Raw genomic sequence first — 26,808 nt, 5'->3', positions numbered from 1 at the left:
TGAACTCAGAGAAAAGGCATTCAACACATCATGGAAAACATCTCCCTCAAATACGCCCTGCCCGAAAACACGGCTCAAGCAGTAGCCGAACCCGTTATCGTCCCACCCACGACAAACGCGGACTTGCATTCCACCAGCATCGCCGACCTCCTCCTCCAGGCCGCCGCCACCCACCCCGAGTCCGGGCTCCGCTACTGCCTGGGCGGCGCCTCGGCGGAGTCCGCCTTCCAGCGCTACCCCGAGCTCCTCGACCAAGCCAGCCGGGTCCTCACCGCCCTGCGCGCCCGTGGCGTCCAGCCGGGACGCAACGTGGTCCTGCTCCTCGAGCGCCCGCGGGAATTCCTGACCGCGTTCTGGGCCTGTGTGCTCGGCGGCTTCGTCCCCTGCCCGATGGCGCCCCTCACCGGCGACCCGGAACGCTGGGCCGCCCAACTGGCCCATGTGGACACGCTGCTGGACCACCCGCAGCTGATCACCAGCGACTCGCTGAGCGCCGAGCTGCCCGCGGCGACGAACCTCCCCGTCACCACCCTCACCTCCCTGGACGGCGCGGCCCCCGCCGAGCGCTTCCACCAGGCCGAACCCCATGACACCGCCGCCCTCGTCCTGACCTCCGGCTCCACCGGCAACTCCAAGGCCGTACGGCTGACCCACGCCAACCTGCTGGCGTCCATGGCGGCCAAGAACGGCTACCACCAACTCACGGCCGCCGACACCACCTTGAACTGGGTCTCCTTCGACCATGTGGCGGCGCTCCTGGAGTGCCATCTGCTGCCCCTGGCCTACGGCAGCCAGCAACTGCACGTCGAGGCCCAGGTCGTGCTGAGCGAGCCCGTCGAGTTCCTCCGGCTGATATCCCGGCACGGCGTCACCGTCACGTTCACCCCGAACTTCCTGATGGGTCTGCTCAACGCGGCGGCCGACCAGATCCTCCAGGAGCCCTGCGCACCACTCGACCTGTCCCGCCTGCGGCACATCATCAGCGGCGGCGAAGCCGTCCGCCGCGCCACCGGCGAGGCCTTCCTCGCGAACTTCGCCCCCTGCGGCCTGGGCCCCGACACGCTGTGGCCCGCCTTCGGCATGACCGAGACCTGCGCCGGAAGCGTCTACTCCCAGCGCTTCCCCGAGGCGGACCTGGGCCAGGAGTTCGCCAACCTGGGGACCCCCGTCCAGGGCCTGAGCATCCGGATCGCCGACGAGGACGACCGCGCCCTGCCCGAGGGCGAGGTCGGTGAACTCCAGCTGATCGGCGCCATGATCACCCCGGGCTACTACAACAACCCCCAGGCCACCGAAGCCGCCTTCACCGCCGACGGCTGGTTCCGCAGCGGCGACCTGGGCCGGATCGACGAGGGCCGGCTCAGCCTCGTAGGACGCAGCAAGGACAGCGTCATCGTCAACGGCGTCAACTACTTCAGTCACGAGATCGAGTCCGAGCTGGAGCAGCTCCAGGGCGTCGCCCGCTCGTACGTGGCCGCGTTCCCGACCCGCCCCGCGGGCAGCGACACCGAGCACCTGGTGATCGCCTTCCACAGCGAGGTCCCCGACGGTGACGAAGCCGCGCTGTACCGCGTACTGACCGCCGTACGCAGCACCGTGGTGATGCAGTGGGGCTTCCGGCCCGCCCTGATCATCCCGCTGCCCAAGGACGCCTTCCCCAAGACCAGCCTCGGCAAGATCCAGCGCCCGCTGATGCGCGGCCGCCTGGAGAGTGGCCGGTACGCCGACGCCATCGAGCACGTCGCCGCCCTCACCCTGCGCCGCCTGGGCGGATACACCGCGCCCGAGGGGGACACGGAACGGGTCCTGGCCGAGATCTACGCCCAGATGTTCGACACCGAGCCGTCCCGGATCAGCGCCACCGCCAGCTTCTTCGATCTCGGCGGCACCTCGCTGGACATCCTGCGGCTGCGCCAGCAGGTGGCCCAGCGTCTCGGCGTGACCGGCCTGGAGATCATCACCGTACTGCGGGCCCCCAGCGTCCGGGCCCTGGCCGCACGGCTGGACCAGCGCGGCGGCTCCGACGGCCCGGGCGGCTTCGGCGGCGGGGGCGAGCAGACGTACGACCCGATCGTGCCCATGCAGGTCAGCGGCGACAAGACCCCGCTGTTCTGTGTGCACCCCGGCGTCGGTGAAGTGCTGGTGTTCGTCAACCTCGCCAAGTACTTCGTGGGTGACCGGCCGTTCTACGCCCTGCGGGCCCGGGGCTTCAACGAGGGCGAGAAGCCGTTCGCCACCTTCGAGGAGATGGTCGACACCTATGTCGCGGCCATCAGGGAGCGGCAGCCACACGGCCCGTACGCCGTCGCCGGGTACTCCTACGGCGGCGCTGTGGCGTTTGAGATCGCGAAGGCGCTTGAGGCGGAGGGCGAGCGCGTGGACTTCGTCGGCAGCTTCAACCTGCCGCCCCACATCAAGTACCGCATGAACGAACTCGACTTCGTCGAGACCGCGGCCAACCTCGCCTTCTTCCTCGCGCTGATCGACAAGAAGCAGTCACTCGAACTGCCCCAGCAGCTGCGCGACCTGCCCCGCGAGAGGCAGCTCGCGCACTTCATCGACATCGCCCCGCCCCAGCGACTCGCCGAACTCGACCTGGACGTCGACAAGTTCGGCGCCTGGGCGGAGCTCGCCGACGGGCTCACCGACCTCGGCCGCGGCTACCAGCCCAGCGGCACCGTCCGCTCCCTGTCGGTCTTCTACGCCGTCCCCCTGCGCGGCACCAAGGAGGACTGGCTCCACAACGAACTGCGCCGTTGGGACGAGCACTCCACCGAACCGAACCACTACATCGACGTACCGGGCGAGCACTACACACTCATGGGCCCACGGCATGTGGCCGCGTTCCAGGCGATCCTGCGCCGCGAACTCGACCGCGCCCTGGGCGATGACAAGGATGACAAGGGGGACAGTGCGTGAAGGGCAAGAAGATCCTGGTCACCGGCGGCACCGGGCAGGTGGCACGACCGGTCGCGGAAGCACTCGCCGGGGAGAACGAGGTCTGGTGCCTCGGCCGGTTCGGCACCCCGGGCGTGGAGCGCGAGCTGCGCGAGCGGTCCATCACCACCTGGCGCTGGGACATGGACGACACCAGCGAGTACGCCCTCAAGGGCCTGCCCGAGGACTTCACCCACGTCATCCACTCCGCGGTACGCCGCGGCGAGGACGGCGACTTCAACGCCGCCTCCGAGGTCAACTCAGTCGCGGCGGGCCGCCTGATGACCCACTGCCGCAGCGCGGAGTCGTTCCTTTACGTGTCCACCGGAGCCGTCTACGCCCGGCAGACCCTGGACCACCAGTACACCGAGTCGGACCCGGTGGACGGGGTGGCGGACTGGCTGCCCGCCTACCCGGTGGGCAAAATCGCCACCGAGGGCGCGGTACGGGCCTTCGCCCAAGTGCTGGGCCTCCCCACCACCATCGCCCGCCTCAACATCGCGTACGGGCCCGGCGGTTACGGCGGTGTGCCGATGCTGTACTTCAAGCGGATGCTGGCCGGAGAGCCGATCCCGGTCCCCCGCACCGGCCAGAACTGGGCCTCCCTCCTCTACACCGACGACCTCGTCCAGCAAGTCCCACGGCTGTGGGAGGCGGCCGCCACCCCCGCCACGCTGGTCAACTGGGGTGGCGACGAGTCCGTCGGCATCACCGACTGCGTACGCCACATCGAGGAACTCACCGGCGTCCAGGCGCATTTGGTGCCCAGCGATGTCACCCGCGAGACCTACCAGTTCGACCCCACGCTGCGCCGCGCCCTGACCGGGCCCTGCCAGGTGACCTGGCGGGACGGCATCCGCCGCACCCTTCAGGCGCTCTACCCCGACCACGTCACGTCCTGAGGAGGAACCCCATGCCTGGTCAGCCCGACGCGCCCGGTCAGCTCGACACTCCTGGTCTCTCCGACCCGCTCGACGTGGTGCACGCCGCGTACCGCGCCTTCCGCGACCGCGACGTGGAGGGTCTCCTGAGCACGCTGGCCCCCGACATCGCCTGGGTACACCCCGAGTCCATGGCCGAGTTCGGCCTCGGCGGCACCAAGTCAGGCCACGCGGGCGTCAAGGAGTTCCTGGCTCATGTCCCCACGGTCATCGGCGGGATGCGCCTGCAACCACGGGAGTTCATACGGTCCGGCGACCGTGTGATCGTCTTCGGGGTCCGCGATGTCACCTCGGTGAACGGCCACACCGAGACCCTGACCTTTGTCCACTCGTGGACGATCCGCGAGGGTCGCGCCACGCGCATGGAGGACATCTTCGACACCGCCCAGTTCCAGCAGTTGATCCACAGCTGACGACTCAGGAACTTCAGAAGCTGACTGACGACAACGTACGCCGGTCCCAGCTGACCCAACTAACACCAAAGGGAAAGAACTTGCGCATCAGAACCGCCCTCGCCACGGCCGCATCGGCAGCCCTCCTGCTCGCGCTCCCCGTGGGCACCGCTGCCGCCGCCACCCCCGTGGCCGACCCCAAGCCCGCCGCCCAGCAGGGTGAGCCGTGCGGGGACCTCAAGCTGTCCGGGGAACTGCCAGCGCCGCCGCCCGGCATGGCCGTACAGCAGCAGGTCACCATCGGCGAGGACTGCGCGCCGAAGCTGGGCCCGGTGAAGTACGTACCGTCGTCGTCCTCCGCACCCACCACCCGCAAGGCGAGCCTCTCGACCGCCGCCGCCACCTCGTCCACCTCATCCGCCTCATCCACCACAGGTCAGCACCAGCTCCGCAGCTGGAACGAGATGTACGACTGCTGCAACATCCGCATGACGGGCCTGTACACGACCTCCACCTGGGAGACGGACGACACCCGCGTCACCACCGCGTCCACCGAGGCCCGCCAGGAGTGGAACCGCGAGCCCTGGAACGCGGGCTGGTCCCTCAAGTCCTCCGCCAGCACGGACGACTGCACCACGGACTGCACCACCTCCCGCTCCGACTCGACAGCGGACTTCACCTACAAGGGCATCTTCGACATCACCGGCAACCGCTACGCGAACACCCACCACTCCTCCATCGAGCTCAAGCCCGACGGCACCGCCTCCTGCACCTTCGACGTGGACCTTCGCAACACCTTCATCGGCTGGAACTGGCAGCGCGGCTGCGAGTAAGCCCCATAGGGTGATCTCACCCGGCAAGCGGCTGACGGTCCGAGGCAGCGCAGGGCACCGCTGAGGCCCCCGGGTAGGCCACAGAGCATGCACGAGAAACCTTCCGGCACCGAGGGCGGACCCGACGGCGAACCCGAGGGTCCGCCAGCGCTGTGGCGGCGGCTGTACGCCGCCCTGGGCGACTCCGTCGCGGCCCGGCTATGGCGGCGGAGCGCCGAGCTGGAGCTGATGCACCGCTCGATGGGTTTCGCGGCGCTGGGGTTTCTCACGCTGGTGCCCCTGCTCATCGTCATCTCGGCGACCGCCCCGGCGAACGCCCGGGGGTTCGCCGCGTGGCTGGGCGAGGGGCTCGGCGTCTCCGCGGCGGTCCAGGAACAGGTGGAGGAGCTGTTCACCCAGCCCCGGCAAGTACTGGAGACCACCACGTCGTTCGGCCTCGCGACCCTGTGCGTCTTCGGCCTGACTTTCGGCTGGTCCATCCAGACCGGGTACGAGAAGGTCTGGGAGCTGCCCACCGCCCGCTGGCACACCATGTGGCGGCACGCGGTGTGGGCCGCCGTGCTGATCGGCTATCTCTTCGGCTCGGCCCAGATCACCCAGCACCGCGCGCCGGACGGCTACGGCTTCCCGACCTCCCTCTGGCATGTCGCCACCACGGGCACCGGCACCCTGCTGTTCTTCTGGTGGTCGCAGCGCATGCTGCTCGGCGGGCGGGTCGGCTGGCTCGCCCTGCTGCCGGGCGCGATCGTGACACTGATCGGGCTGACCGGCCTGAGGATCTTCTCGCGGTACGTGTTCTCCCCGCTGATCGCGTCCAACGCCGTCACGTACGGCCCGTTCGGCACCGTCCTCGTCGTCCAGTCCTGGCTGGTGGGCGTCGGGGTCGTGGTCTTCGGAGGCGCACTCGTCGGCCGACTGCTGCACGAGGAGTACCCACGAGTAGCCCACCGGCTGCCGAACCTGCGCCCGAGGCGCCACCTCCGGCGTCGGGGACGGGGCCGCGGACGGGGCTAAATCCACCAAGGCTTGACAGCGGGGACAGCTGTAACAGAATCTGTTACAGAAAGGAGAGGTGATGGCTGCGAACAGTCGGTTGACCATCGCGACGCATGTGCTGGCGTGGCTGGCACTAGCGCAGCGCCGCGGCCAGGAGGTGCTGACCTCGGACCAGGTCGCGGCCAGCGTCAACACCAACCCCGTGATCATCCGGCGCAGCCTCGGCGACCTGCGACGGGCCGGCCTGGTGGAGGTCCGCCACGGCGCCGGTGCGGGCTGGAGCCTGGCCCGCCCGCCAGAGGAGATCACCCTGCTGGAGGTGTACGACGCCGTCGGGTCGGAGCCGCCGTTCGGCCTGCACCGCACCGAGCCCAATCTGGAGTGCCCGGTCGGCCGAGGCATTCGACCCGCCCTGAGCGAGGCCTACGGCCGGGTGGAGCGAGCCATGCGGCGGGAGCTGACGGAAACGTCGATCGCTGACGTGCTTCGCGAGACGCTGGTCAACTAGAGCCAGGCCCGGTCGCCGTACGGCCGTCACCACACCCTCAGCTGTAACAAGAACTGTTCCAACAACTCAATGAGGAGCAACGCTCGTGAAATCCCCACGGTGTCCGGTCGTCGAACTGCGGCAGTACACGCTGCGCCCAGGACAGCGAGACGTGCTGATCGATCTGTTCGACCGGGAGTTCGTCGAGACCCAGGAGACCGCAGGCATCACTCTCCTCGGCCAGTTCCGCGACCTGGACAACCCCGACCGGTTCGTCTGGCTCCGCGGCTTCGAAGACATGCCACACCGCGCCAAGGCGTTGGGAAACTTCTACGGCGGACCGGCCTGGCAGGCACACCGCGACGAGGCCAACGCGACGATGATCGACTCCGATAACGTACTGCTGCTACGGCCAGCCTCGGCACAGGGCGGCTTCCCCATGCCAGCCAGCACCCGGCCAGCCCCCGGCACGACGGCCGCATCACCGCCGTCGCTCATCCTCGCCACGATCTGGCACGGCGACGGCCCGTTCGACACGACATTCCTCGAGTTCTTCGAGCAGCGCATGCGGCCCCTACTGACCGAGACCGGCGGCAAGCCCATGGCGTACCTGCGGTCGGAGCACGCCCCGAACACCTTCCCGGCACTGCCGGTACGGACCGGCGAGGAGGTCTTCGTATCGTTCGCACGCTTCGCCGACGAAGCCCACATCGACGATCATCTGGACCGCCTACAGCATGCGGAACGCTGGCGCGAAGAGGTGCTGCCCACCCTCTCGACGCGCTGGGCCACGACCACGCAACGGCTACGGCTGGCACCCACCGAGCGGTCAACACTGCGGTGACCTCCGAGGGCGGGTTGGAGCGGCCTGTCAGGAAGTTGCGCCCGTCACGTCACGCTGTCCGGCAAATCGAGTGAGCCAGGTCCGATTCGGGCCGACGGGTAAGAGCGGCGTGCCGTCCGCCGTCGAGGATCCGCGGCGGCTGGCAACTTCCTGAAAGGCGTGTTGCGACCGGCGCGTGTCCCGCACTTGTATGGAGTTCAAGGAACGGGATTTGGGCTCTGCCGAATGACCAGTCCCCGGCGGCCGGGTCACCCCACCGTGTTCCGCCGATGTGCGAGGGTCCGGATCTGTACAGCGGATCCGGACCTTCCGCGCTCTCCGGTGAACACCCTGAGGAAGGCGGGCATGAACGAGCCGAATCACCCGGTGCGGCACCCATTGCCGATCGGTCTGGTATTTCCCGGACAGGGAACGCAGAAAGAGGCCATGGGTGAACCGTGGCGTCTTACCCCTTCCTGGGAACTCACCGAGGAAATGTCCGATGCGGCCGGTCAGGACATTCCCGAACTCCTGCTGCGCACCCCCGCGGCCGAACTGAAGCGCACCGACCTGGCGCAGCTCGGCGTGTTCGCCGTCGCCGTGCTCGCGCACGCCGAGGCGGTGCGCCGCGGCGCGATAGGCCCCGAAGCGGGCAGCGAAGTCGTCGCCTGCGCGGGCCACAGCCTGGGCGAGTACGCGGCGCTCACCGCGGCCGGAGGGCTCGGCCTGAGTGCGGCGACGGCCCTGGTCGCGGCCAGGGGCCGGGCCATGCGGGACGCCGCGCTGGGCCGCGAGGGCACCATGGGCGTGCTGGTCGCCGCACCTCTGGCCGACGTGGAGCAGTTGGTGAGCCGGCTCCGCGACGAGGGCCACCAGGTGTGGGTGGCGAACATCAACGCCCCCGGCCAGACGGTCGTGGGCGGCTCCCTCGAAGGCATCGACGAACTCGGCGCCCTGGCGCCCTCGATCGGCGCCAAGATGATCAGGCTCCAGGTCGGCGGCGCCTTCCACAGCCCGTACATGGAGCCCGCTGCCGCGGCGCTGACCATCGCCCTGAAGAACACCGCGTTCGCCCCGGTGCACCTGCCGGTGGTGGCGAACGTCGACGCCGAACCGTACACGGGCGACTGCGACTGGCCGGCGCACTTCACCCGGCAGCTCACCTCCCCCGTGCAGTGGGAGCGCAGCGTCGGGACCCTCACGGGTCGGCTCGGCTGCCGCCGCCTGGTCGAACTCGGTCCCGGCCGCACCCTGGCCGGGCTGATCCGCCGCATCGCGCCGGACGTCGAGGTCGTGTCCGTCGAAGGGCCCGAGGCGCTGGAGCAGCTGGCCGTCCACGCGGTCAGGGACTGAAGCGGGCGAAGGACAGCGAAGGACAGCGAAGGACAGCGAAGGACAGCGAAGGACAAGGAGAACGACCCACCGTGGCACTTGGCATCGACAGCGCATGGCTGCGCAGGTACGCCATCCAGGGCCCGCCCGCCGCGCGGCTGGTGTGCCTGCCGCACGCAGGCGGCTCCGCCAGCTTCTTCCACCGCTGGGGCCACGCCTTTGGCGCCGGTGTGGAGGTGCTGGCCACCCGCTACCCGGGCCGTCAGGAGCGCATCGCCGAACCGCTGTTCACCGCGATGGAACCGATGGCGGACGCGCTCACCGAGGAACTGCGGCCGCTCGCGGCGACCGGCACGCCCCTGGCGCTCTTCGGCCACAGCATGGGCGCGTCCCTGGCCTACGAGGTCACCCTGCGGCTCCAGGAGCGGTACGGCACCCCGCCCGCACTGCTCATGGTCTCCTGCCGCAAGGCCCCGCACCTGCTCACCCCGCGGGCGGAGCTGGCCGACAAGAACAACGTGCTGCCCGAGGTGCGCCGGATGGGCGGTACGGACGCCGCGCTGCTCGAGGACCCGGACCTGCGCGAGCTGATCCTGCCCGCGATCGAGGCTGACTTCGGGATCGTCGCCCGCTACGGGGCCAGGCCCGGCATCCAGCTGGAGTGCCCGGTCGTCGGCTACCTGGGCGAGGGGGACCCCGATGTGGACGAGCCGGGGGTGCGCGGCTGGGAGAGCCTCGCCCCCAAGGGCTTCGAGATGCGGGTGCTGCCCGGCGGGCACTTCTACCTCGTCGACCAGGAGGCCGAGCTGGTCAGGGACGTCGGCCGCCGGATGGCGGCGCTCTGATGGACCTCGCGGAACAGCCGCGTCCGCGCTATGGGCCGAACGACGCCCTGGCGCACACGAGTGAACCCACCTTGCAGGTCTGACCCGCGAGAACCGGGGCCGTGCGCTGCGGAGAAGCAAATGCCGTCTTTGGATGGCAGCTTGTTGCAGCGGATGTTGTACGGGTTCGGCGGCCCCAGAACAATCCCTGACAGCAAACCGCTGAGAATCCGCAGAAGCGGAATTCTGAAATGAGGTAATGGCGTGTCCACTGCTACGCGCGACGATCGTCTCGTCACCATCAAGGAAATCGTTTGCGACATTCTTGAAATCGAGGAGGACGAGGTCAGCGAGGTCAGCCTCTTCAAGGAGGACCACGACGCGGACTCCCTGCGCGCCATCGAGATTCTCGCCGCGCTGGAGAAGGAGTTCGGTGTGGTCATCAACCAGAGCGAGCTGCCGCGCATGGTGAACCTCAAGGGTGTCTACGAAGTCGTGTCGGAGCCGGCCGGCTGGTAGTCGTTTCCGCTGTTGGTGGATTGGGAGGTTGGCATGACGGCAGTGCGCGGCACCGGCACAGGCCCTGGACCGGGCGACCTGCCGGAGCGGCACCGGGTCGTCCTCACTGGACTCGGCGTGGTCTCCAGCATCGGGCTCGGTGTGAAGGAGTTCCTCCAGGGGCTTCAGGAAGGGCGCAGCGGGGCCAGGCCCATCACGGTCTTCGAGACCGAGGGGTTCGCCCACGCGAACGGCTGCGAGATCACGGAGTTCGATCCGCAGGACTGGATACGGACGCTGGAGGTGGAACAGCTCGGCAGGGCCGCGCAGTTCTCCGCCGCGGCCGCCCGGATGGCCCTCGAGGACTCGGGACTCGACCCGGAGGTGCTGAGCGACCGCCGTGGACTGATCTCCATCGGCACCACAGACGGCGAGAGCTACGACCTCGACCAACTGGTCGAGTCCGAACTCGCCGATGGAACCGGCAGGTTCGACCCCGCGGCCGCCCGGCGCGTACCGGCCGGGCGGCTCTCGGTGGCCATCGCACAGGAACTGGGCCTGTCCAACGTGGAGGCCCTGACCATTCCGACCGCCTGCTCGGCGGGCAATTACGCCATCGGCTACGGCTTCGACGCCGTCAGCTCCGGTGAGGCGGAGTTCGCCTTCTGCGGCGGCGCGGACGCGATGTGCCGCAAGACGTTCACCGGCTTCTACCGGCTGGGGACCATCGCCCCCGATCGCTGCCAGCCGTTCGACGTCAACCGCAAGGGCATCCTCACCGGTGAGGGCGCCGGCGTCCTCGTACTGGAGAGGCTCGACTCCGCCCTGGAGCGAGGCGCCACCATCTACGCCGAGGTGCTCGGATACGGCCTCAACTGCGACGCCCACCACCAGGTCGCACCCGACCGCGACAGCGTCGCCGGTCTGATGCGCCTCGCGCTGGACAACGCCGGAGTCGAGCCGCACGAGGTGGACCTCATCTCGGCGCACGGCACCGGCACCAAGGCCAACGACATCACCGAGGCGGGCGCCATCCGCCAGGTCTTCGGAGACTCGCCGCCCCGCACGGTCTCCATGAAGTCGATGCTCGGCCACTCCATGGGCGCGGCCAGCGCCCTGGGTGCCATCGGCTGCGCCCTGGCGATCCAGAACCGCTTCATCCCGCCCACGATCAACCACGTCACGACCGACCCCGAGTGCGACGTCGACTGCGTGCCCAACAAGGCGGTCGAGGCGGATCTGAGGATTGTGCAGAACAACGGCCTCGCCTTCGGCGGCAACAACGCCGCGGTGCTGCTGGGCCGTTACGACTCCGGCGTGGACCACGCCGCCAATCGCGAAGCGATCAAGGAGGCGTCATGATGAGCCGTCCCATCATCGGGATGGGAGCCGTCGCCGCCACCGGATCCGGTGTCGACGAACTCTTCGAGAGCCTGTGCGCGGGCCGCAGCGGCAGGGCCGAACTCCGCGGCTTCGACCGCACCCGGTTCCGCGCCCAGCACGCCTACGAGGTCGACAACCGGCCCGCGGAGGGCGAGGACGTCCCCCGGCGCGCCACCAACCTGCTCGTCGAGGCGATCGGCCAGGCGGCGGCCGACGCGGGCATCGGCGAGGACCTCAGCGGGATCCCGATCCTGATCGGCACCGGGCTGCGCGAGCTGCGCTCCATGGAACTGTGGTGGCGCGAGGGCTCGGAGTTCACCGACGCCGGACTGCACTTCGGCACCGGGCTGCGCGAGCGGTTCAACGCCGACGTCACGCACACCTTCTCCAACGCCTGCTCCGCCTCGCTGTACGCGCTGGCCCTCGCCTCCGACCTGCTCGGCCAGGAGGGCGACGACACCCCCGACACCGTGATCGTCGCCGGTGTCGACGTGCTCACCGAGTCCATGTACGGGCTCCTGGAGCGCGTCCACCCGGTGCCGCCGGACCGGGTACGCCCCTTCGACCGCAACCGCACGGGCGTCCTGATGGGCGACGGCGCGGCGGCGATCGTGCTCCGCCGCTCCGACGCCGGCGCCCCCCGGGTGCACGGCCTGCTGCGCGCTGTGGCGGTCAACTGCGACGCGTACCACGTCACCGCGCCCTCCCCCGAGGGCATCGCCCAGGCCATGCGCAACGCCTACAGCCTGGCGGGCGTGAAGCAGTCGGACGTGGACCTGGTGATGCTGCACGGCACCGGCACCCTGCTGAACGACGAGGCCGAGGCCACCGCCCTGGCCGACGTCCTCGGCAGCGGGGCCGACGGCCCCCTGACGACCGCGGTCAAGTCGATGACCGGCCACACCTCGGGCGCCTCCGGGCTGATCAACCTCATCGTGGGCCTGCGCGCCCTGAACGAGGGCCGGGTGCCGCCGACCGTGGGCCTGGACGAGCCGGTCGACGAGGCCGCGTCGTTCCGCTTCGTCACCGGCGAGGCCGCCGCGGGCGAGCAGCTACGCGTGGCCCAGATCAACGCCTTCGGCTTCGGCGGCATCAACGCCGTCGCCATCGTGGAGGGAACCCGATGAGCACGCGTACCACCGGCGTCGTCGTCACCGGGGCGGCCGTGCTGCTGCCCGGCGCCGACAGCGTGCGGGCCCTCGCCCAAGGCCCCGCCGCGGGCGGCGACCCCGTCGAGCCCGCCACGCACGTCGGCCGCAAGGGCCTGCGCTACAAGGACCGGGCCACCCAGCTCGGCTACGCGCTCACCTCGGCGGCGCTGCGCGACGCGGGGCTCCTGGAAGGCGAGAAGGACGGCACGCTCACCGTGGCCGCCGAGACCGTCGGGGTCGTCGCCAGCTCCAACTTCGGCAACCTCGACACCGTCGCCAGGGCGCTGGACACCATCAGGGAGGAGACCGTGACGGCGACCAGCCCGATGGACCTCCCCAACGCGTCCAGCAACGTCATCGCCTCGTCCGCCGCGATCCGCTACGGTCTGCGCGGCCCCAACCTGATGGTGTGCAACGGCGAGACCTCGGGCCTCGACGCCGTCCACTGGGCGACCACCATGATCGCCTCCGGCCGGGTCGACCGGGCCCTGGTCCTCGGCGTCGAGCCGGACAACGACGTGGTCCGCAAGCTGCTCGGCGGCGGCCACGCGGTGGACGGTGGCGCCGCCCTCGTGCTGGAGGCCGCGGCAGCGGCCGAGGACCGCGGTGCGGCCGTGCGCGCCAGGATCGGCGCCTACCGCAGGAGCGCCGGCGAGCAGGGTGCGGACCAGGGCCGCCGCTGGCGGCTGCCCGAGCACTCCGGGCGCGCCTCGGGGGCGAACGGCGTCATCCAGTGCGCGGCGGCCGTGGGCCGGTTCGACGCCGGTGACCGCGAGCCCGCGCACGCGGTCGTGGGCGGCGCGGGCGACGACGCGAGCGCCGGCCTGGTGCTGCTCGCACCCGGGGCCGCGCGGTGAAGTCCGAGGCGGATCTGCGCCCGGTCTCCGTCGAGCGGCGCACCGAAGGCGGTGACGGCGGCCCCAAGATGCTGCTGCTGCACGGCCTGGCCGCCAACGACAGCGTCTGGGACAGGCTGCTCGACGGGCCCCTCCTCTCCGAGGGGCACGAGATCTGGACCGCCAGGCTGCCCTGGCGCACCGAGAGCATCGCCGACTCGGGCAGGGAGCCGCACCTTCGGGAGTGGCTCGCCCGGGCCCTGGCGGCGGTGCCGGGCGGCGCCGACGCGGTCGTCGCCCACTCGATGGCCGTCAACGTGCTGCTCGACCTGCTCGACACGCAGGAGCGCGCGGGCGGCGACCCGCTGCGGGAGTACGGCATCCGCCGACTCGTACTGGTCTCGCCGTTCTACCGCTCGGACGCCGACGCGTTCGACTGGGACACGATCAGCTACTACCTGAACGACTTCCACCTGATCATGGAGGAAGGGATCCGGGTCCACGCGGACGGCCGGCTCTCCGCCGACCTCCTTCAGGCCATGGGGTGTCGGGTACGGGACAGGGTCGGCCCGCAGGGCTGGCTCAGGTTCTTCGACCTGTACCTCGGCACGCCCGAACTCCGGCTCGACCGCATCACCGTCCCCACCCTCGTCCTGGCCGGTGAGAACGACTTCGCGGCGCCGCCCGCCGAGGGCGTCGCGCTCGCCGGTGCCCTGCCGCACGGGACCGCCCGTGTGCTGAGCGGCTGCGGCCACTTCCCGATGATCGAGGCGACCGAGCGATTCGCCGCCGAGATACGGCAGTTCACCGCATCCGCCGCCGCCCCCGCAGCTCTCTTCCCCTCATCGGCCGCGCCCGCGCACCGCGCGGCCGGCCGCCCCAACGCCCTGGAGCCCCAGCGATGACCCTCGTCACGGAAACCGCAGTCAAGACCCTCCTCACCGTCCCGACCACCGTCCAGGTACGGCCCCGCTACGAGGGCTCCAACATCTGCACCTGGATCGGTTTCAAGCACGTCAACTACATGATCGAAGAGGCCGTTCTCGACCACTTCAGGCAGTCCGAGCTGCCGGCCCGCGCGCTCTACGAGGAGCACGGCCTCGGTCTCGACCTGGTCACCATAGACAGCCGCATCCTGCACGCCTTCCACATGGACGACGTCGCCGAGGCCGAGGTCACCCCGTGGACCAAGGGCGACGACAACACCATCGGCTTCAAGGTCGTCATCCGGGTCGAGCGGGGCGGCGAGACCCTCAAGGCCGTCACCGCCAAGATCCGCGTCTCGCTGCGCATCGACACGTACCTGGAGGCCGCGGGCGAGGTCCCCGCGGAGCTGGCCAGGTTCGCGGTCGCCAAGCTCGGCGACGATCTGGAGCGCGAGGAGGGCGTCACCGCCCCCGCCGAGGCCGAGATCCTCGCCTCGCTCACCGAGGGCCGCAACGCCTACGCGTGGAAGTGGAACATCCCGTACCCCTACTGCCACTTCACCGAGCGCATCCAGATGTCCGGCTACCTGCGCCTGATGGAAGAGGGCAAGGACCGCTTCGTCGCCGACCGCGGCATCTCCATCAAGACGCTGCTCGACGACCGCCGCTGGATCCCGGTCGTGCCCCGCTCCGACATCCGCATCCTCGACGAGGCGATGATGGAGGAGGACCTCTACACGGTCTACACCGTCGAGGAGGTCTTCAAGGACTTCACCTACACCTCGCGCATGGACTTCTACGTGCTGCGCGACGGCAAGCTGGTCAAGACCGCCACGGGCAGCATCGTGCACGGCTACGCCGTCATCGAGAACCGCCGCGACTGGAGCCTGGTCAACTTCGACCAGCGGGTCCTCGACGCGATCAACGGCACCACGGCGTGACCGAACTCCGGGAGAGCGGCGGCCGGCCCCGGCTGCTGCTCGTCGAGAGCCAGGGGCGCACCGCGTCCGACGCCGCCTTCCGGCGCGACGCGGTCGCCCAGGTTCTCGCGGGGCACTCCGTCACTCTCCTTCTGATCCAGGACGCCGCCGCACTGTCCGTGCCGGGCAGCGACACCGGGCTCGACCGGTTCCAGAAGGAGGGCGGACTGCTCGCCGCCGACCGCTTCTCGCTCGCCCAGCGGGGCCTCGACCAGGCCGCGTTCCGCGACGGCCTGCGAGTCGTCGACATGGACGAGGTCGGCGGCTGGGTACTCGACCCCGACGTCCGGGTGGTGTGGCACTGACATGGCCAGGAAGATCCCGCACACCGACGTGCTCATCACGCTGATGGGCGCGCCGCACGCGAGCGACCGGACCACCAGCGCCCTGCGGCTGACCCAGTCGCTGCTGGAGCGCGGCGCGAGCGTACAGGTGTGGACCTGCGGCTACGCGACGCTGCTCACCCAGCGCGCGCTGGGCCCCGACAAGCCGCGCAACCTCGCCGACTGGGAGCGCGCGTACCCGTCCACGGCGACGCTCGCCGAGGAACTGCTCACGGCCTTCCCCGACCGGCTGTACTGGTACGGCTGCCGGTTCTGCAGCGACGACAGGGGCGCGTTCGACCATCTGCCGCAGGTGGTGCTGCGCCCGCCCGCCGGGTACGGCGCGAACGTCGCCGCCGCCGACAAGACGCTGCTGGTGGGGGTGATCTGATGACGGATCAGGAAAGCGGTGCCCGGGTCCTCGCCATCGTGGAGCGCGGCTACAGGGGAGCGCTGGAGAAGCAGTTCTTCGACGAGCTGTACCTCGCGACCGAACTGCACAGGCAACTCGGCGGCCTCGACATCCTGCTGCGCGGACCCGCCGTCACCTACGGCCTGCGGGCCGACCGCGTACCGCCGCTGCGGATCGGGAACCGCACGGTGGACACCGTGTCCGACCCCCGCCCCGGTCTGCGGGCCCTGCTCGAAGCGGGCGTCACCGTCTGGGCGGACGAACCCGATCTCGCCGCCCTCGGCGCGGCCGGGAACCCCGACCGGCTGATCGAGGGCGTACGGATCGCGCGCGACGGCGAACTCGCCGTCCGCTGGCCCGAGTACGACATGGTCTGTTTCCTGTGACCTTCCCGAACCCGTGCCCCCACCCTGTGACCCTCCCGTGAGCCTCCTGCGGAGCGCACATGTGAACGAAAGGATTGCGTGGCCATCATGACCACCCTCACCACGGGCTCCGCACGCCCCGTGATCACCGCATGGTCGGCGGTCTCGCCGTTCGGCATCGGCCACTCCGCCTTCGCCGAAGGCATGCGGGAACGCCGCACCACGGTCGCCGAGCTGGGTCCCGAGCACGGCACCACCCCCGAAGGCACCGGCTGTGTCGTCCCCTCCTTCGACATCCGGCAGGTGCTGGGCAAGAAGGGCACCCGCTCCATGGACCGGGTCACCGGGCTGACCGTCACCGCCGTCGGCGCGCTCCTGGACGACGGCGACCGCAACCGCGCCGTCGGCACGGGACCGCGCGCCGCGTTCGCCCTGGGCACGACCACCGGCAGCGCCCAGTCGATGATGGACTTCACCCGCGACTCCCTCACCAGCGAGCAGCCCTTCTTCGTCGACCCCGCACGCTTCCCCAACACCGTGATGAACTGCGCGGCGGGCCAGAGCGCCATCTGGTACAAGCTCCAGGGCCCCAACGCCACCATCGCGGGCGGCCGCACGGCGGGGCTGCACGCCCTCAACTACTCGCGCCGACTGCTCTCCACGGGCCGTGCGGGCACCGTGCTGTGCGGCGCGGCCGAGGAGTTCTCGCAGGCCCGCGCCTGGCTGGAGCACCACGCGGCGGACGGCGAGAGCGCGGGCCCGCTCGGCGAGGGCTGCGCGGTCCTGCTGATCGAGCCCGACGCCCCCGACGACCCGGAGCAGACGGTCCTCGCCGAGGTGCTCGCCGTCGAGCTGCGCGTGGTGCTCGACTCGGACGTCGCCCCCTCCCTCGCCGCGTGCCTGCGCTCCGCGCTGCGCCGGGCCGGCGTGACGGCCGACCAGGTCGGCGTGGTGGCCAGGTCCGCCGCGCCGGGCCGCGAGGGCCGTGGCGAGGAGGCGGCGCTGCGCGAGGTGCTCGGGTCCGACCTCACCGACGTGACCCCGAGCGGGCTCATCGGCGACACCGGGGCCGCCGCCGCGGCCTTCCAGGCCGCCGCACTGCTGTCGTACGCGGAAGAGCACCCCGCCGGGGGGACCGACCGCCTCGGCGTGATCACTTCGGTGGACCGCAGCGGCACGGTGGGCTGCGCCCTGCTCGTCCTGAAGTCCCACGTCGCCTGAACACCCGAACCCCGTAGCCGCACTACCGCGGCCCGTAGGACGAGAGGACCGCTGAACATGCTGGACAAGGAAGAACTGCGCGCCATCGTGGCCCAGGTACTGGACGTCGACGTTACCGACGTGGGCGACGAGGTCCAGTTCGTCGACGACCTCGAAGTGGACTCGCTGATGGCCCTTGAGGTCGTGGTCGTCCTGGAGAAAAAGTACGGCGTGAAGCTGCCGGAGTCCGAGCTCAAGAACATCGTGACCCTGAGCAGCGCCTACGACGTGCTCGTCAGCCGGCTCCAGGGAGCGGGGCAGCCGGCATGAGCGGGGGCGCGAGCCCACTCGCCGGCCACGTCGAGGTGCTGCCGTCCGACGACGGCCCGGCCACCGAGGCACGGTTCGCCGTCGGCACGGCCGAAACCGTGCTGCCGGGCCACTACCCCGGCTTCCCGATCTTCCCCGGCGTCTGCCTGGTGGAGTGCGCGCACCAGAGCGCGCTGGCCACCGTCCCCGACGGGGCGAAGGGCGCCGAGCTGGAGGCCGTGGAGTCGACCCGGTTCACCGGGCCCGTCTTCCCCGGCGACACGGTCGACATCTCGCTCGGCTGGAAGGCGACCGGAGACGGCCACTGGCAGTGCAGGGCGAAGCTGACCACCGAGCGCGGCAACGCCGCCTCGGTACGGCTCCGGTTCCGTACGCAGGAGACCCCGGAGGCGGCGGCGTGAGCGGCTTCGTGATCGGCCAGCGCGACATCAGGGCCAGGCTGCCGCACCGCTTCCCGATGCTCCTGGTCGACCGGGTGGTCGACGTGGTGCCCGGCGAGCGACTGACCGCGCTCAAGGCGGTCAGCTGCAACGAACCCTGGTACGAGAAGCTCGGCCCCGAGACCCCCGACGAGGACTTCGGCTACCCCAAGTCCCTGCTCGTGGAGTCCTGGTGCCAGTCCGCCGGGGTGCTCGCCACCTGGGACGACCCCAACCCGGACGTCCTGGACGGGCAGGTGATGCTCTTCGGCGGCATGACGGGCGTGGAGTTCCACCGCCCCGTGCTGCCCGGCGAGGTCCTGGAGCACCGGGTCAGGCTCGACCGCAGGGTCGACGACACCGTCCTGTTCGAGGGCGAGAGCCGCTCGGCGGGCGAGACGGTGATGACCGTCGGCCGGATCGTGATGGCCTTCCGCCCGGCGGAAGCACTGCGCCCGCCCCCCTGAACCACCGCAGGACAACCCCTACACCCCTTACACCGCACACCCCTCACGCCCTTCACGGAGAGACACCATGGCAGACAGCACGAACCGGGTGGCCCTGGTCACCGGCGGCTCGCGCGGCATCGGCCGGGCCACCGTCCACGCGCTCGCCCGCGACGGATTCGACGTCGCCTTCTGCTACCGCTCGGACGACGAGTCCGCGCGGACCCTGGAGAAGGAGGCCGCGGAATCGGGCGTACGGGTGGTGGGCACCCGGGTCGACGTGGCCGACGCGCAGTCCGTACGGGACTGGATCACCGCCACCGAGGACGAGATCGGCCCGGTGAGCGCGGCCGTCACCGCCGCCGGCATCACCCGCGACAACCCGCTGGTCCTCATGGAGGACGCGCAGTGGCGGCAGGTCATCGACACCAACCTGGACGGCGTCTACCACGTCTGCCGGGCCGTGGTCTTCGGCATGATGAAGCGTCGCGGCGGATCGATCGTCAACATCTCCTCGGTCGCCGGTGTCTACGGGCACGGCACCCAGACCAACTACTCCGCGTCCAAGGCCGGGATCATCGGATTCACCCGCGCCCTGGCCAAGGAGACCGGCAGGTCCGGGATCCGCGTCAACGCCGTGGCCCCCGGGTTCATCGAGACCGACATGGTCGCCGCGATGAACGACAAGGCCCGCAAGGAGGCGCTCAAGTCGATCCCGCTGCGCCGCATGGGCACCGCGGACGAGGTCGCCGACCTGGTCGCGTACCTGGTCTCGGACCGTGCCGCGTACATCACGGGCGCGGTGCTCCAGATCGACGGCGGCATCACCATCTGACGCGTGCCGGCACGCGCATCCCCCTGAGAACCCCTGGGAATCCCTGAGAACCAGCCCCCTTGGAGGTGGTGATGGCACGACGCGGACCACGCTGGTACTTCTCCTTCCGCAGCCCCTACTCGTGGATGGCGTACCGGGACCTGATCGGGCAGTACGCGGACGTGGCGGAGCAGATCGAATGGCTGCCGTTCTGGGAGCCGGACGAGCCCACGCTGGAGCACCTGGAGCGCAACAGCATCCAGCTGCCGTACGTCCCGATGTCCAAGGAGAAGCACCTCTACATCCTGCAGGACGTCCGCAGGCTCACCCGGGCCCGCGGTCTGGACATGGTGTGGCCGGTGGACCCCGCCCCCCGCTGGGAGGTCTCGCACCTGGCCTATCTGGCGGCGGAGGAGCAGGGCGCGGGCAGGCGGTTCATCGACGCGGTGTACCGGGCCCGCTGGGAGCTCGGCGACGACATCTCCGCGCCCGACACCATGCGCCGCATCGGCAAGGAGCTGGACCTGGACCCCGAGCTGCTCGCCGGGGCCCACGAGAACCCCGAGGTGCGGGAGCAGGGCCTGGCGGCACTGGACTCCCTGCACAGGGACGGGGTATTCGGCGTCCCCTATTTCATCAGTGGATTCGAAAAGTTCTGGGGTGTGGACCGCCTTCCGCTCTTCGTGGAGATGGTGCGTGCCCGTACGGCAAAACTCGCGGCGAAGAAAGAGGACTGAACCATGGCAACGAACCCGTTCGAGGACGAGACCGCCCGCTACCTGGTCCTGACCAACGACGAGAACCAGCACTCCCTGTGGCCGGCCTTCGCGGAGGTCCCGGCCGGCTGGACCGCCGCGCACGGCGAGGACAGCCGCCAGGGCTGCCTGGACTACATCAACGAGAACTGGACCGACATGCGGCCGAAGTCCCTGGCCGACGCGATGAACGCGGCCTGAACCGGTCCGGCTCGGCCCGGACGTACCGTGGAGCGACGGGCGTTGGCAGCAATGCGCAATGCCCGTCGATCCCCGTCTCCGGCGGATGCGAACGTCGCTCCCGCACAGCTTCTGAGAAATCGATGCCGCTCATGAGCCATTCATTGGTGTGTCCTCCTTTGCCGGGGGCGGATCAGGGTTCTACCGGGCTTGGAAAGACCCCCCGAGAATGCGCACAGGATCGTTTCGCTGCAACTCCCCGGTCGCGAAGAGCAATTCGCATCGAACTCGGCGAGATCGAGGCCGTGCTCGACGCGGACCCCGGCATCGACCGGGCGGCGGTCATCGTCCGCGAGGACCAGCCGGGAGACAAGCGCCTCGTCACCTACGTGGTACCCGCGGGCACGCGGTCGCCTCCACCGCGGAACTGCGCGCCCACGGGTCGATCATTCGATCGCCGGCATGCGCGCCTACGTGACCGGTGGCATCGAGGCGCACCCGGTCAACGCCGATCGCCAGAATCTCCTCCAGCCGGAACCCGCTGCCACGATAGGCCGGTTGATCTATCGCAAGCTGCTCGAAATGGAGTGAGTCGTCCGCTGGTTGACAACTTGCTGCAACCGGCCTTGTGAAGTGCCCTACGGGCGCGGTCGACTTGGCATTCCGCCCGCAGTGAATTCTTTCGGTTCGAACGGAGTTGGCGATGACAGAACCAGCTGTCTCAGCTGAAGGGCTTTCCAAGAAGTACGGTGATTTCCAGGCGTTGCAGGACGTGAACCTTTCGGTGCCCGCCGGAACCGTCCTCGGCCTGCTCGGTCCGAACGGCGCGGGCAAGACCACGACCGTACGCATTCTCGCCACTCTCCTCACACCCGACGCGGGCCAGGCGACGGTCGCGGGCCAGGACGTGCTGCGCAAGCCCGCCGAGGTCCGCAAGCGCATCGGGCTCACCGGGCAGTACGCGGCGGTCGACGCGCGGCTCACCGGCCGGGAGAACATCGAGCTCATCGGCGTGCTGCTGCACCTGGGCCGCAAGGCGGCCAAGGTCAGGGCGGCCGAGCTGCTGGAGCAGTTCGAGCTCACCGACGCGGCGGACAAGCTCGCCAAGAACTACTCGGGCGGCATGCGCCGCCGGCTGGACCTCGCGGCCAGCCTGGTCAGCCGCCCGCCGGTGCTCTTCCTCGACGAGCCGACCACGGGGCTCGACCTGACCAGCAGGATGACGCTGTGGCGCATGGTCAAGGAGCAGGTGGACAGCGGTGTCACCGTGCTGCTGACCACGCAGTACCTGGAGGAGGCAGATCAGCTGGCGAACCGCGTCGCCGTGATCGACAAGGGACGGCTGATAGCCGAGGGCACCCCCGACGAGCTGAAGCGGCGCGTCGGCGGTGACCGCCTGGAGGTGTCCGTCACGGACACCTCCGACCTGGCGGTGGTGACCACGGCACTGGCCTCGCTCTCCGCCGAACAGCCCACCGTCGACCAGGACTCCAGGACCGCGTCCATCGCCCTGTCCGGCGGCATCAAGGCGATCGCCTCGATCTCCGCCGAGCTTGAGGCGGCGGGGGTGGAGCCGCTGGACTTCGCCGTGCGCCGCTCCTCGATGGACGACGTGTTCCTGGCGCTGACCGGCCACAGCAGTGCCGCGTCCGACGACGGCGACCCCCAGCAGCAGGACCTGAACGCGAACGAGAAGGAGGCGCAGTCGGTATGAGCGAGGTGATCACTGATTCGTTCGCGTTGGTGGGCCGTCAGATGCGGCACATCAAGCGGATGCCCGAGCAGCTGATCGGTCTGACGATCCTGCCCGTGGCGTTCGTGGTGGTCTTCGGCTACCTCTTCGGCAGCGCCATGAAGGTGCCCGGCGGGCAGTCGTACCAGGAATACATCATGGCGGGCATCTTCGCGCAGGTGATGCTCAGCACCATCTCCACGACCGCCGTCGGCGTCGCGGGCGACCTCAGCAACGGGATCGTGGACCGCTTCAGGTCGCTGCCGATCTCCCGTACGTCGGTGCTGCTCGGCCGTACGATGTCCGACGCCACGCTCTGCACCTGGTCCTGTGCCGTGATGGCCGTGGTCGGCTACGGGATCGGCTGGCGTGCCCACGAGGGCGTGCTGAAGACGCTCGCGGCCTTCGCGCTGCTCGTCCTGATGGGCTTCACGCTCTCCTGGTTCGGCGCGCTCCTGGGCCTCGTGCTGCGCAGCCCGGAGACCGTCAGCGCCATGTCCAGCATCATCGTCATGCCGCTGGCGTTCCTCTCCAACGCGTTCATCCCGCTCGACGGACTGCCGTACTGGCTGCGGACGATCGCCGAGTGGAACCCGCTGAGCACGGTCGTGTCCGCCTGCCGCGAGCTGTTCGGCAACGGCACGGGCGCCACGAGCGACGCACTGCCCGCCCAGTACCCCATCCCGGGGGCGATACTGCTGCTCGGTCTGATGCTGGCGATCTTCATCCCGCTCGCGAGCCGTGCCTATCAGAAGGCGGCCGCCGCCCGCTGAGCGCACGCCCCGCAGACCGCAGCCCGGCCACCCCACCTGACAGGGGTGCCGGGCTGTCGCATGCGCGGGGAGCGGGGAGCGGAGAGCGGGGAGCGGGGAGCGGGGAGCGGGGAGCGGGGACGGGCTCTCAGCGCTGGGCCTTGAAGATGGTGAACAGGATCCGCAGGATGAGCACACCGCTCACCAGCAGCAGGTTGTAGCCGATCAGCTGGAAGAGGCTAAGCGAGGGGCCGAGCTGGGGACCGCCGCTGGAACGGATCAGCAACACGGCCATCAGCCCGATCGTGCTGGACAGCACCGTCAGCAGCGCCTCGTGCACCAGCGTGCGGACGAACCTGCGGTCGCGGGGGTCGGCGAGCATCCGCACCTGGACGCTGAGGCGGCCGTTCTCGACGGCGCTGGTGATGCGCTCGATGCGCCGCGGAAGGCGCCGCAGGATCGGTGCGAGACCGATCGCCTCGTCCGCGAGGGTCTGGGACAGCGCGTCCGGCTTGAGCCTCTTGGTGTGCAGCGCGACGGCGTACTCGCGCGCTTCGGCGACGATGTCGAACTGCGGGACCAGGCGTTCCAGCGAGCCCTCCATCGTGGCCAGGGAGCGGAACACGGCGGCGATCTCCGGCGGGATGTGCAGCCCGTGCCGGGACACCAGCAGAAAGAGGTCGGCGAACATCTCCCGGTCGGGGCGCAGCCCCGGGGCGAAGTAGCGGGCCAGGAACTGCCCCAGCGAGCGCTCCAGCCGGCGCTCGTCGATGTCCTCGGGGTGGGAGACGAGCTCCAGGAGGGCATCGCAGAGGGCCGCGGGGTCGTTGCGGTGCAGGGCGATGAGCATGTTGCGCAGGGTCGAGCGGAACGTCCGGTCGATGCGCCCCACCGAGCCGAAGTCGAGCAGCCCGAGCCGGCCGTCGCGCAGCACCAGGATGTTGCCGGGGTGGGGGTCGGCGTGGAAGACCCCGCCGACCATGATCTGGTCGAGGAGGCACCCCAGCATCTGCTGGGCCAGCGCCGCGGGGTCGAGCTCCTGCTCCTTGAGCGCCGTCGCCGCGCTGTTCAGGGGGACGCCGTCGAGCCACTCGGTGATCAGCATCCGCTGGGTCGACAGCGTCTCGTACACCTCGGGCAGCCGGATCGCCCGGTCGGCGGCGGAGCGGGCGATGGAGGTCGAGACAGTGGTGATGTTCTGGGCTTCGATGCGGAAGTCCAGCTCCTCGTGGAGGGAGGTGGCGAAGCCCTCGGCGAGCGTGACGGCGCCCATGTTGCGCCCCCAGTCGGTGTGCTTCTGCACCATGTGGCTGAAGCGCAGCAGGATGTCCAGGTCGTCGATCACCACGGAGTGGCTGCTGGGACGCTGGAGCTTCACCACCACCTGGCTGCCGTCCTTGAGCGTGGCCCGGTGGACCTGGGCGATCGACCCGGCGGCCAGCGGCTCGCGCTCGAACTCGTCGAACACCTCGAAGGGGTCGGTGTCCAGCTCTTCCCTGAGTAGCCGCTCCACGTCCGCCCACGGGTCGGGGGTGGCCTGGTGCTGCAACTTGCTCAGCTCGGCGATGAACTCGGTGGGCAGCAGGTCGTACCGGGTGGAGAGGACCTGGCCCATCTTCACGAAGGTGACCCCCGCCTCCTCCATTGCCATGCGCAGCGAACGGGCGAGCCTGAAGCGCTCCTGCGCGGCGGCGGGGCCGGGCCTGACGCTGCCGCGCAGGAACCTGCCCAGCCCGTGCCGCATGAAGATCCGGGTGAGCCGGGCGTACCGTCTGGCCCTGGCCACCCTGCGGCGCATCGACTTGGGCCAGCCGAACACCCCGGCCCAGGTGCCGGGCGGGAAGACGACTTCGGTGAACACGAGGAAGCCCATCGTCACCAGCAGCGCGGCGCCGAACTGGACGGTGACCAGGGCCGGGTACCGCTCCTGGTCGTGCATCGCGAGACCGATCGAAGAGGCGGCGCCCAGCCCGACCGCGGAGGTGAGCAGCGCCCTGCCCTTCCCCAGCTGTATGCCGAGCAGCCGCCTGGCCCCCACGGTGAAGCCGATCAGAACCAAGGAGGTGGTCAGTGCGGCCAGGAGCAGCAGAACAGCCAGATTCATCGCGGCCCTTCAACGTAGCTGTGGTGCGATTCTCACATTTATGACGCCGGTGCGGGCCGGTGGGAGTTGCGCGCTTGCAGGGATGGCACGTTGCTGACAATGGCGATGGCGGGCTTCTTGCGGTCCCGCTGACGACGGCGGCACGAATCGGAAAAGATTGCAGGTCGCTGCCAAGAATTGCCTTTCACATGGTGGCCATGGCGGTGGGGATCCCAGCGGGGTACTCGGACGAGGTGCTGGTGCCGTTCATCGGCGGCAAGGACGTGCACCCACTGACGGACGGCTGCGGACAACTGCCCGCTGCCGCCCGCGATGTCCACGAACAGGTTCGGGCTGTCGGTCGCTGCGCCTGTAAGCATGCGAAGTGCCGGTGCCCGGTGGCCGGGCACCGGCATTTGGCGTTTCAGCTGCTGCGGTAATTCCCCTTACGGTGAATGCGTGAATTGCCGGACAGCTGCCCCGAGTTGATTCCTCAGGAAGTGCGCCGCCGCAGGAAGGAGGCGACGCCGTAGGCGAGCAGCAACCCGGCGACCAGGGACAAGGCGTTGGTCGTGACCATCAGCGAGGGGGGCTGCTTGGCGGGGTCGTCCTGGGGGATCAGCGCGGCGAACGACATCCAGGCGCCCCAGCAGCCCACGGCCCCCGAGCCCGCCCAGGCGACGGCGAGCGGCACCTTCACCGGGAGCCGCAGGAACGTCGTGGCGCGGGGCGCGAAGACGAGCAGCAGCACGCCCGCGACGGCGACGGCCGCAGTGGCGGCGCTGAGGAACTCAAGTGCGTTGAACTCAGCGGTGCGTTCGTCGATCCGCTGCTGCGGCAGCCCGGAGTTCGAGCCCGCCGCCCACATCAGGTGCACCGCGATAGGCACCAGTGCGAGCAGGGCGCCCGCGACGGCGGCCGTGCGCGCCGCACGGCCTTCGTCGCGCGGCAGTTCGCCCATGCGCCCCTGCCAGACATGGCCCCAGCGCTGCCTCGCGTACCGCACGAACAGGATGCCCAGGGTGAGGCCCTGGACGATGAAGCCGCCGTAGACGATGCCGAAGACCCAGTCGTCGAGGAAGGGGTCGCCGTTCGACGACGACTTCTCGGCCGGACCCGAAAAGATGCCGACCGCCAACTGGACCGGGAAGCCCGCCATGATCGGCGTCAGCAGCCCGGTCGCCGCCCACATGGGGAACACGAGCAGGGGGGCGGGCGTACGGCGGCCCCAGGCCTGGGTGAGCACCAGGGCGAGCACGATGACGGCGGCGTCCATCAGCACGGTCAGCGCGTTGACGCTGATCAGCGCGACCCTCGTGCCCTCGTCGAGGAGCGAGCTGCCGCTGGGGATCCCGATGCGACTGCCCGCGATCCAGGCGATCTTGAGCGCGAGGTACGGGAGGCAGGAGGCGATGGCGATGACGAGCAGCACCTGAGACGCCCGGCTAGGCTCGCGGAGCCGGGCGGGAGCCGGAGAGGAAGGGGGGCGCGAGATCTGGGACATGTCCCCAGACTGCCAGCCGCGTACTTTCGGCACCTCCTGCGTTGGCACCTACCTGCCTCCGCCGTGCGGCGGAGACGCGCTCATCCTTCGGGGGCAGGAAGCGACCGCCACAGCGCCCGTGTGTTCTGACCCACGGTGACGGCCGGGGGGAGTG

At 69.9% G+C, this 26,808-nt stretch carries 30 protein-coding genes; 28 read left to right on the top strand and 2 right to left on the bottom strand.

Annotation, left to right across the window (positions count from 1 at the left end; translation table 11 throughout):
• Positions 1-30: 30 nt before the first annotated feature.
• From GCN81_RS27440 to GCN81_RS27310, 28 genes are all read left to right on the top strand, one after another.
• Positions 31-2,919 (top strand): alpha/beta fold hydrolase, encoded by a 2,889-nt coding sequence (locus GCN81_RS27440; RefSeq protein WP_156727271.1) that lies wholly within the window; start codon positions 31-33, stop codon positions 2,917-2,919.
• Positions 2,916-3,839: an NAD-dependent epimerase/dehydratase family protein gene (locus GCN81_RS27435; protein WP_156727270.1), complete on the top strand. Its 924-nt coding sequence runs from the start codon at positions 2,916-2,918 to the stop codon at positions 3,837-3,839. The genes GCN81_RS27440 and GCN81_RS27435 overlap by 4 nt, the downstream gene beginning before the upstream one ends.
• Positions 3,840-3,850: 11 nt before the next feature.
• Entirely contained in the window at positions 3,851-4,291 is a 441-nt protein-coding gene (locus GCN81_RS27430) for a nuclear transport factor 2 family protein (RefSeq protein ID WP_156727269.1), read from the top strand.
• A gap of 80 nt (positions 4,292-4,371) precedes the next feature.
• The gene (locus GCN81_RS27425; RefSeq protein WP_156727268.1) at positions 4,372-5,103 is read left to right on the top strand and encodes a hypothetical protein; all 732 of its coding nucleotides are present in this window, start codon (positions 4,372-4,374) and stop codon (positions 5,101-5,103) included.
• A gap of 87 nt (positions 5,104-5,190) precedes the next feature.
• Positions 5,191-6,117, top strand: coding sequence for a YhjD/YihY/BrkB family envelope integrity protein (locus GCN81_RS27420; protein ID WP_156727267.1), 927 nt, complete (start codon positions 5,191-5,193; stop codon positions 6,115-6,117).
• A 61-nt stretch (positions 6,118-6,178) separates the two neighbouring features.
• The gene (locus tag GCN81_RS27415; RefSeq protein ID WP_156727266.1) at positions 6,179-6,607 is read left to right on the top strand and encodes an Rrf2 family transcriptional regulator; all 429 of its coding nucleotides are present in this window, start codon (positions 6,179-6,181) and stop codon (positions 6,605-6,607) included.
• A gap of 85 nt (positions 6,608-6,692) precedes the next feature.
• The gene (locus GCN81_RS27410) at positions 6,693-7,430 is read left to right on the top strand and encodes an NIPSNAP family protein (RefSeq protein ID WP_156727265.1); all 738 of its coding nucleotides are present in this window, start codon (positions 6,693-6,695) and stop codon (positions 7,428-7,430) included.
• A 345-nt stretch (positions 7,431-7,775) separates the two neighbouring features.
• Positions 7,776-8,762, top strand: coding sequence for an ACP S-malonyltransferase (locus GCN81_RS27405; RefSeq protein ID WP_156727264.1), 987 nt, complete (start codon positions 7,776-7,778; stop codon positions 8,760-8,762).
• 71 nt (positions 8,763-8,833) lie between these two features.
• On the top strand, positions 8,834-9,586 hold the full coding sequence (locus GCN81_RS27400; RefSeq protein WP_156727263.1) for a thioesterase II family protein: 753 nt from the start codon (positions 8,834-8,836) through the stop codon (positions 9,584-9,586).
• 243 nt (positions 9,587-9,829) lie between these two features.
• Positions 9,830-10,084 (top strand): acyl carrier protein, encoded by a 255-nt coding sequence (locus GCN81_RS27395; protein ID WP_156727262.1) that lies wholly within the window; start codon positions 9,830-9,832, stop codon positions 10,082-10,084.
• Positions 10,085-10,117: 33 nt separating this feature from the next.
• The gene (locus GCN81_RS27390) at positions 10,118-11,425 is read left to right on the top strand and encodes a beta-ketoacyl-[acyl-carrier-protein] synthase family protein (protein WP_156727261.1); all 1,308 of its coding nucleotides are present in this window, start codon (positions 10,118-10,120) and stop codon (positions 11,423-11,425) included.
• Positions 11,425-12,573 carry a beta-ketoacyl synthase N-terminal-like domain-containing protein gene (locus tag GCN81_RS27385; protein WP_197287804.1) on the top strand — a complete coding sequence of 383 codons (1,149 nt, stop codon included), beginning with the start codon at positions 11,425-11,427 and terminating at the stop codon, positions 12,571-12,573. Before GCN81_RS27390 ends, GCN81_RS27385 begins: the two co-directional genes overlap by 1 nt.
• Positions 12,570-13,454 (top strand): beta-ketoacyl synthase N-terminal-like domain-containing protein, encoded by an 885-nt coding sequence (locus tag GCN81_RS27380; RefSeq protein ID WP_156727259.1) that lies wholly within the window; start codon positions 12,570-12,572, stop codon positions 13,452-13,454. Before GCN81_RS27385 ends, GCN81_RS27380 begins: the two co-directional genes overlap by 4 nt.
• Complete coding sequence (locus GCN81_RS27375; protein WP_231627007.1) at positions 13,451-14,338, top strand: alpha/beta fold hydrolase; 888 nt, start codon at positions 13,451-13,453, stop codon at positions 14,336-14,338. Before GCN81_RS27380 ends, GCN81_RS27375 begins: the two co-directional genes overlap by 4 nt.
• Positions 14,335-15,300: an acyl-CoA thioesterase family protein gene (locus GCN81_RS27370; protein WP_156727258.1), complete on the top strand. Its 966-nt coding sequence runs from the start codon at positions 14,335-14,337 to the stop codon at positions 15,298-15,300. The genes GCN81_RS27375 and GCN81_RS27370 overlap by 4 nt, the downstream gene beginning before the upstream one ends.
• Complete coding sequence (locus tag GCN81_RS27365) at positions 15,297-15,644, top strand: hypothetical protein (protein WP_156727257.1); 348 nt, start codon at positions 15,297-15,299, stop codon at positions 15,642-15,644. Before GCN81_RS27370 ends, GCN81_RS27365 begins: the two co-directional genes overlap by 4 nt.
• Before the next feature lies 1 nt (position 15,645).
• On the top strand, positions 15,646-16,053 hold the full coding sequence (locus GCN81_RS27360; protein ID WP_156727256.1) for a hypothetical protein: 408 nt from the start codon (positions 15,646-15,648) through the stop codon (positions 16,051-16,053).
• Positions 16,053-16,460, top strand: coding sequence for a hypothetical protein (locus tag GCN81_RS27355; protein WP_156727255.1), 408 nt, complete (start codon positions 16,053-16,055; stop codon positions 16,458-16,460). The genes GCN81_RS27360 and GCN81_RS27355 overlap by 1 nt, the downstream gene beginning before the upstream one ends.
• A gap of 87 nt (positions 16,461-16,547) precedes the next feature.
• Entirely contained in the window at positions 16,548-17,660 is a 1,113-nt protein-coding gene (locus tag GCN81_RS27350) for a beta-ketoacyl synthase N-terminal-like domain-containing protein (RefSeq protein ID WP_156727254.1), read from the top strand.
• A 57-nt stretch (positions 17,661-17,717) separates the two neighbouring features.
• Complete coding sequence (locus GCN81_RS27345) at positions 17,718-17,969, top strand: acyl carrier protein (RefSeq protein WP_156727253.1); 252 nt, start codon at positions 17,718-17,720, stop codon at positions 17,967-17,969.
• Positions 17,966-18,370: a 3-hydroxyacyl-ACP dehydratase FabZ family protein gene (locus GCN81_RS27340; protein WP_156727252.1), complete on the top strand. Its 405-nt coding sequence runs from the start codon at positions 17,966-17,968 to the stop codon at positions 18,368-18,370. Before GCN81_RS27345 ends, GCN81_RS27340 begins: the two co-directional genes overlap by 4 nt.
• A gap of 8 nt (positions 18,371-18,378) precedes the next feature.
• Complete coding sequence (locus GCN81_RS27335; RefSeq protein WP_156727280.1) at positions 18,379-18,855, top strand: 3-hydroxyacyl-ACP dehydratase FabZ family protein; 477 nt, start codon at positions 18,379-18,381, stop codon at positions 18,853-18,855.
• Between the two features lie 67 nt (positions 18,856-18,922).
• Complete coding sequence (gene fabG / locus GCN81_RS27330; RefSeq protein ID WP_156727251.1) at positions 18,923-19,669, top strand: 3-oxoacyl-[acyl-carrier-protein] reductase; 747 nt, start codon at positions 18,923-18,925, stop codon at positions 19,667-19,669.
• Positions 19,670-19,740: 71 nt separating this feature from the next.
• Entirely contained in the window at positions 19,741-20,385 is a 645-nt protein-coding gene (locus GCN81_RS27325; RefSeq protein WP_156727250.1) for a 2-hydroxychromene-2-carboxylate isomerase, read from the top strand.
• Between the two features lie 3 nt (positions 20,386-20,388).
• Complete coding sequence (locus tag GCN81_RS27320; protein ID WP_156727249.1) at positions 20,389-20,604, top strand: MbtH family protein; 216 nt, start codon at positions 20,389-20,391, stop codon at positions 20,602-20,604.
• 441 nt (positions 20,605-21,045) lie between these two features.
• Complete coding sequence (locus tag GCN81_RS32780; RefSeq protein ID WP_267904607.1) at positions 21,046-21,174, top strand: hypothetical protein; 129 nt, start codon at positions 21,046-21,048, stop codon at positions 21,172-21,174.
• Positions 21,175-21,286: 112 nt separating this feature from the next.
• Positions 21,287-22,297 (top strand): ATP-binding cassette domain-containing protein, encoded by a 1,011-nt coding sequence (locus GCN81_RS27315; RefSeq protein WP_156727248.1) that lies wholly within the window; start codon positions 21,287-21,289, stop codon positions 22,295-22,297.
• Complete coding sequence (locus tag GCN81_RS27310) at positions 22,294-23,088, top strand: ABC transporter permease (RefSeq protein WP_156727247.1); 795 nt, start codon at positions 22,294-22,296, stop codon at positions 23,086-23,088. Before GCN81_RS27315 ends, GCN81_RS27310 begins: the two co-directional genes overlap by 4 nt.
• Positions 23,089-23,215: 127 nt before the next feature.
• Here the strand turns inward: GCN81_RS27310 and GCN81_RS27305 are convergent, their stop codons facing one another.
• Both GCN81_RS27305 and GCN81_RS27300 read right to left on the bottom strand, forming a co-directional pair.
• Positions 23,216-25,171, bottom strand: coding sequence for an ABC1 kinase family protein (locus GCN81_RS27305; RefSeq protein ID WP_156727246.1), 1,956 nt, complete (start codon positions 25,169-25,171; stop codon positions 23,216-23,218).
• Between the two features lie 472 nt (positions 25,172-25,643).
• The gene (locus GCN81_RS27300; protein ID WP_156727245.1) at positions 25,644-26,654 is read right to left on the bottom strand and encodes a hypothetical protein; all 1,011 of its coding nucleotides are present in this window, start codon (positions 26,652-26,654) and stop codon (positions 25,644-25,646) included.
• Positions 26,655-26,808: the final 154 nt, after the last annotated feature.

Origin of the sequence: Streptomyces apocyni (assembly GCF_009739465.1) — a bacterium.
Lineage (GTDB): Bacteria > Actinomycetota > Actinomycetes > Streptomycetales > Streptomycetaceae > Streptomyces > Streptomyces apocyni.
The sequence above is the reverse complement of the archived record's forward strand: the minus strand, read 5'-3'. Positions and strand labels throughout refer to the sequence as shown.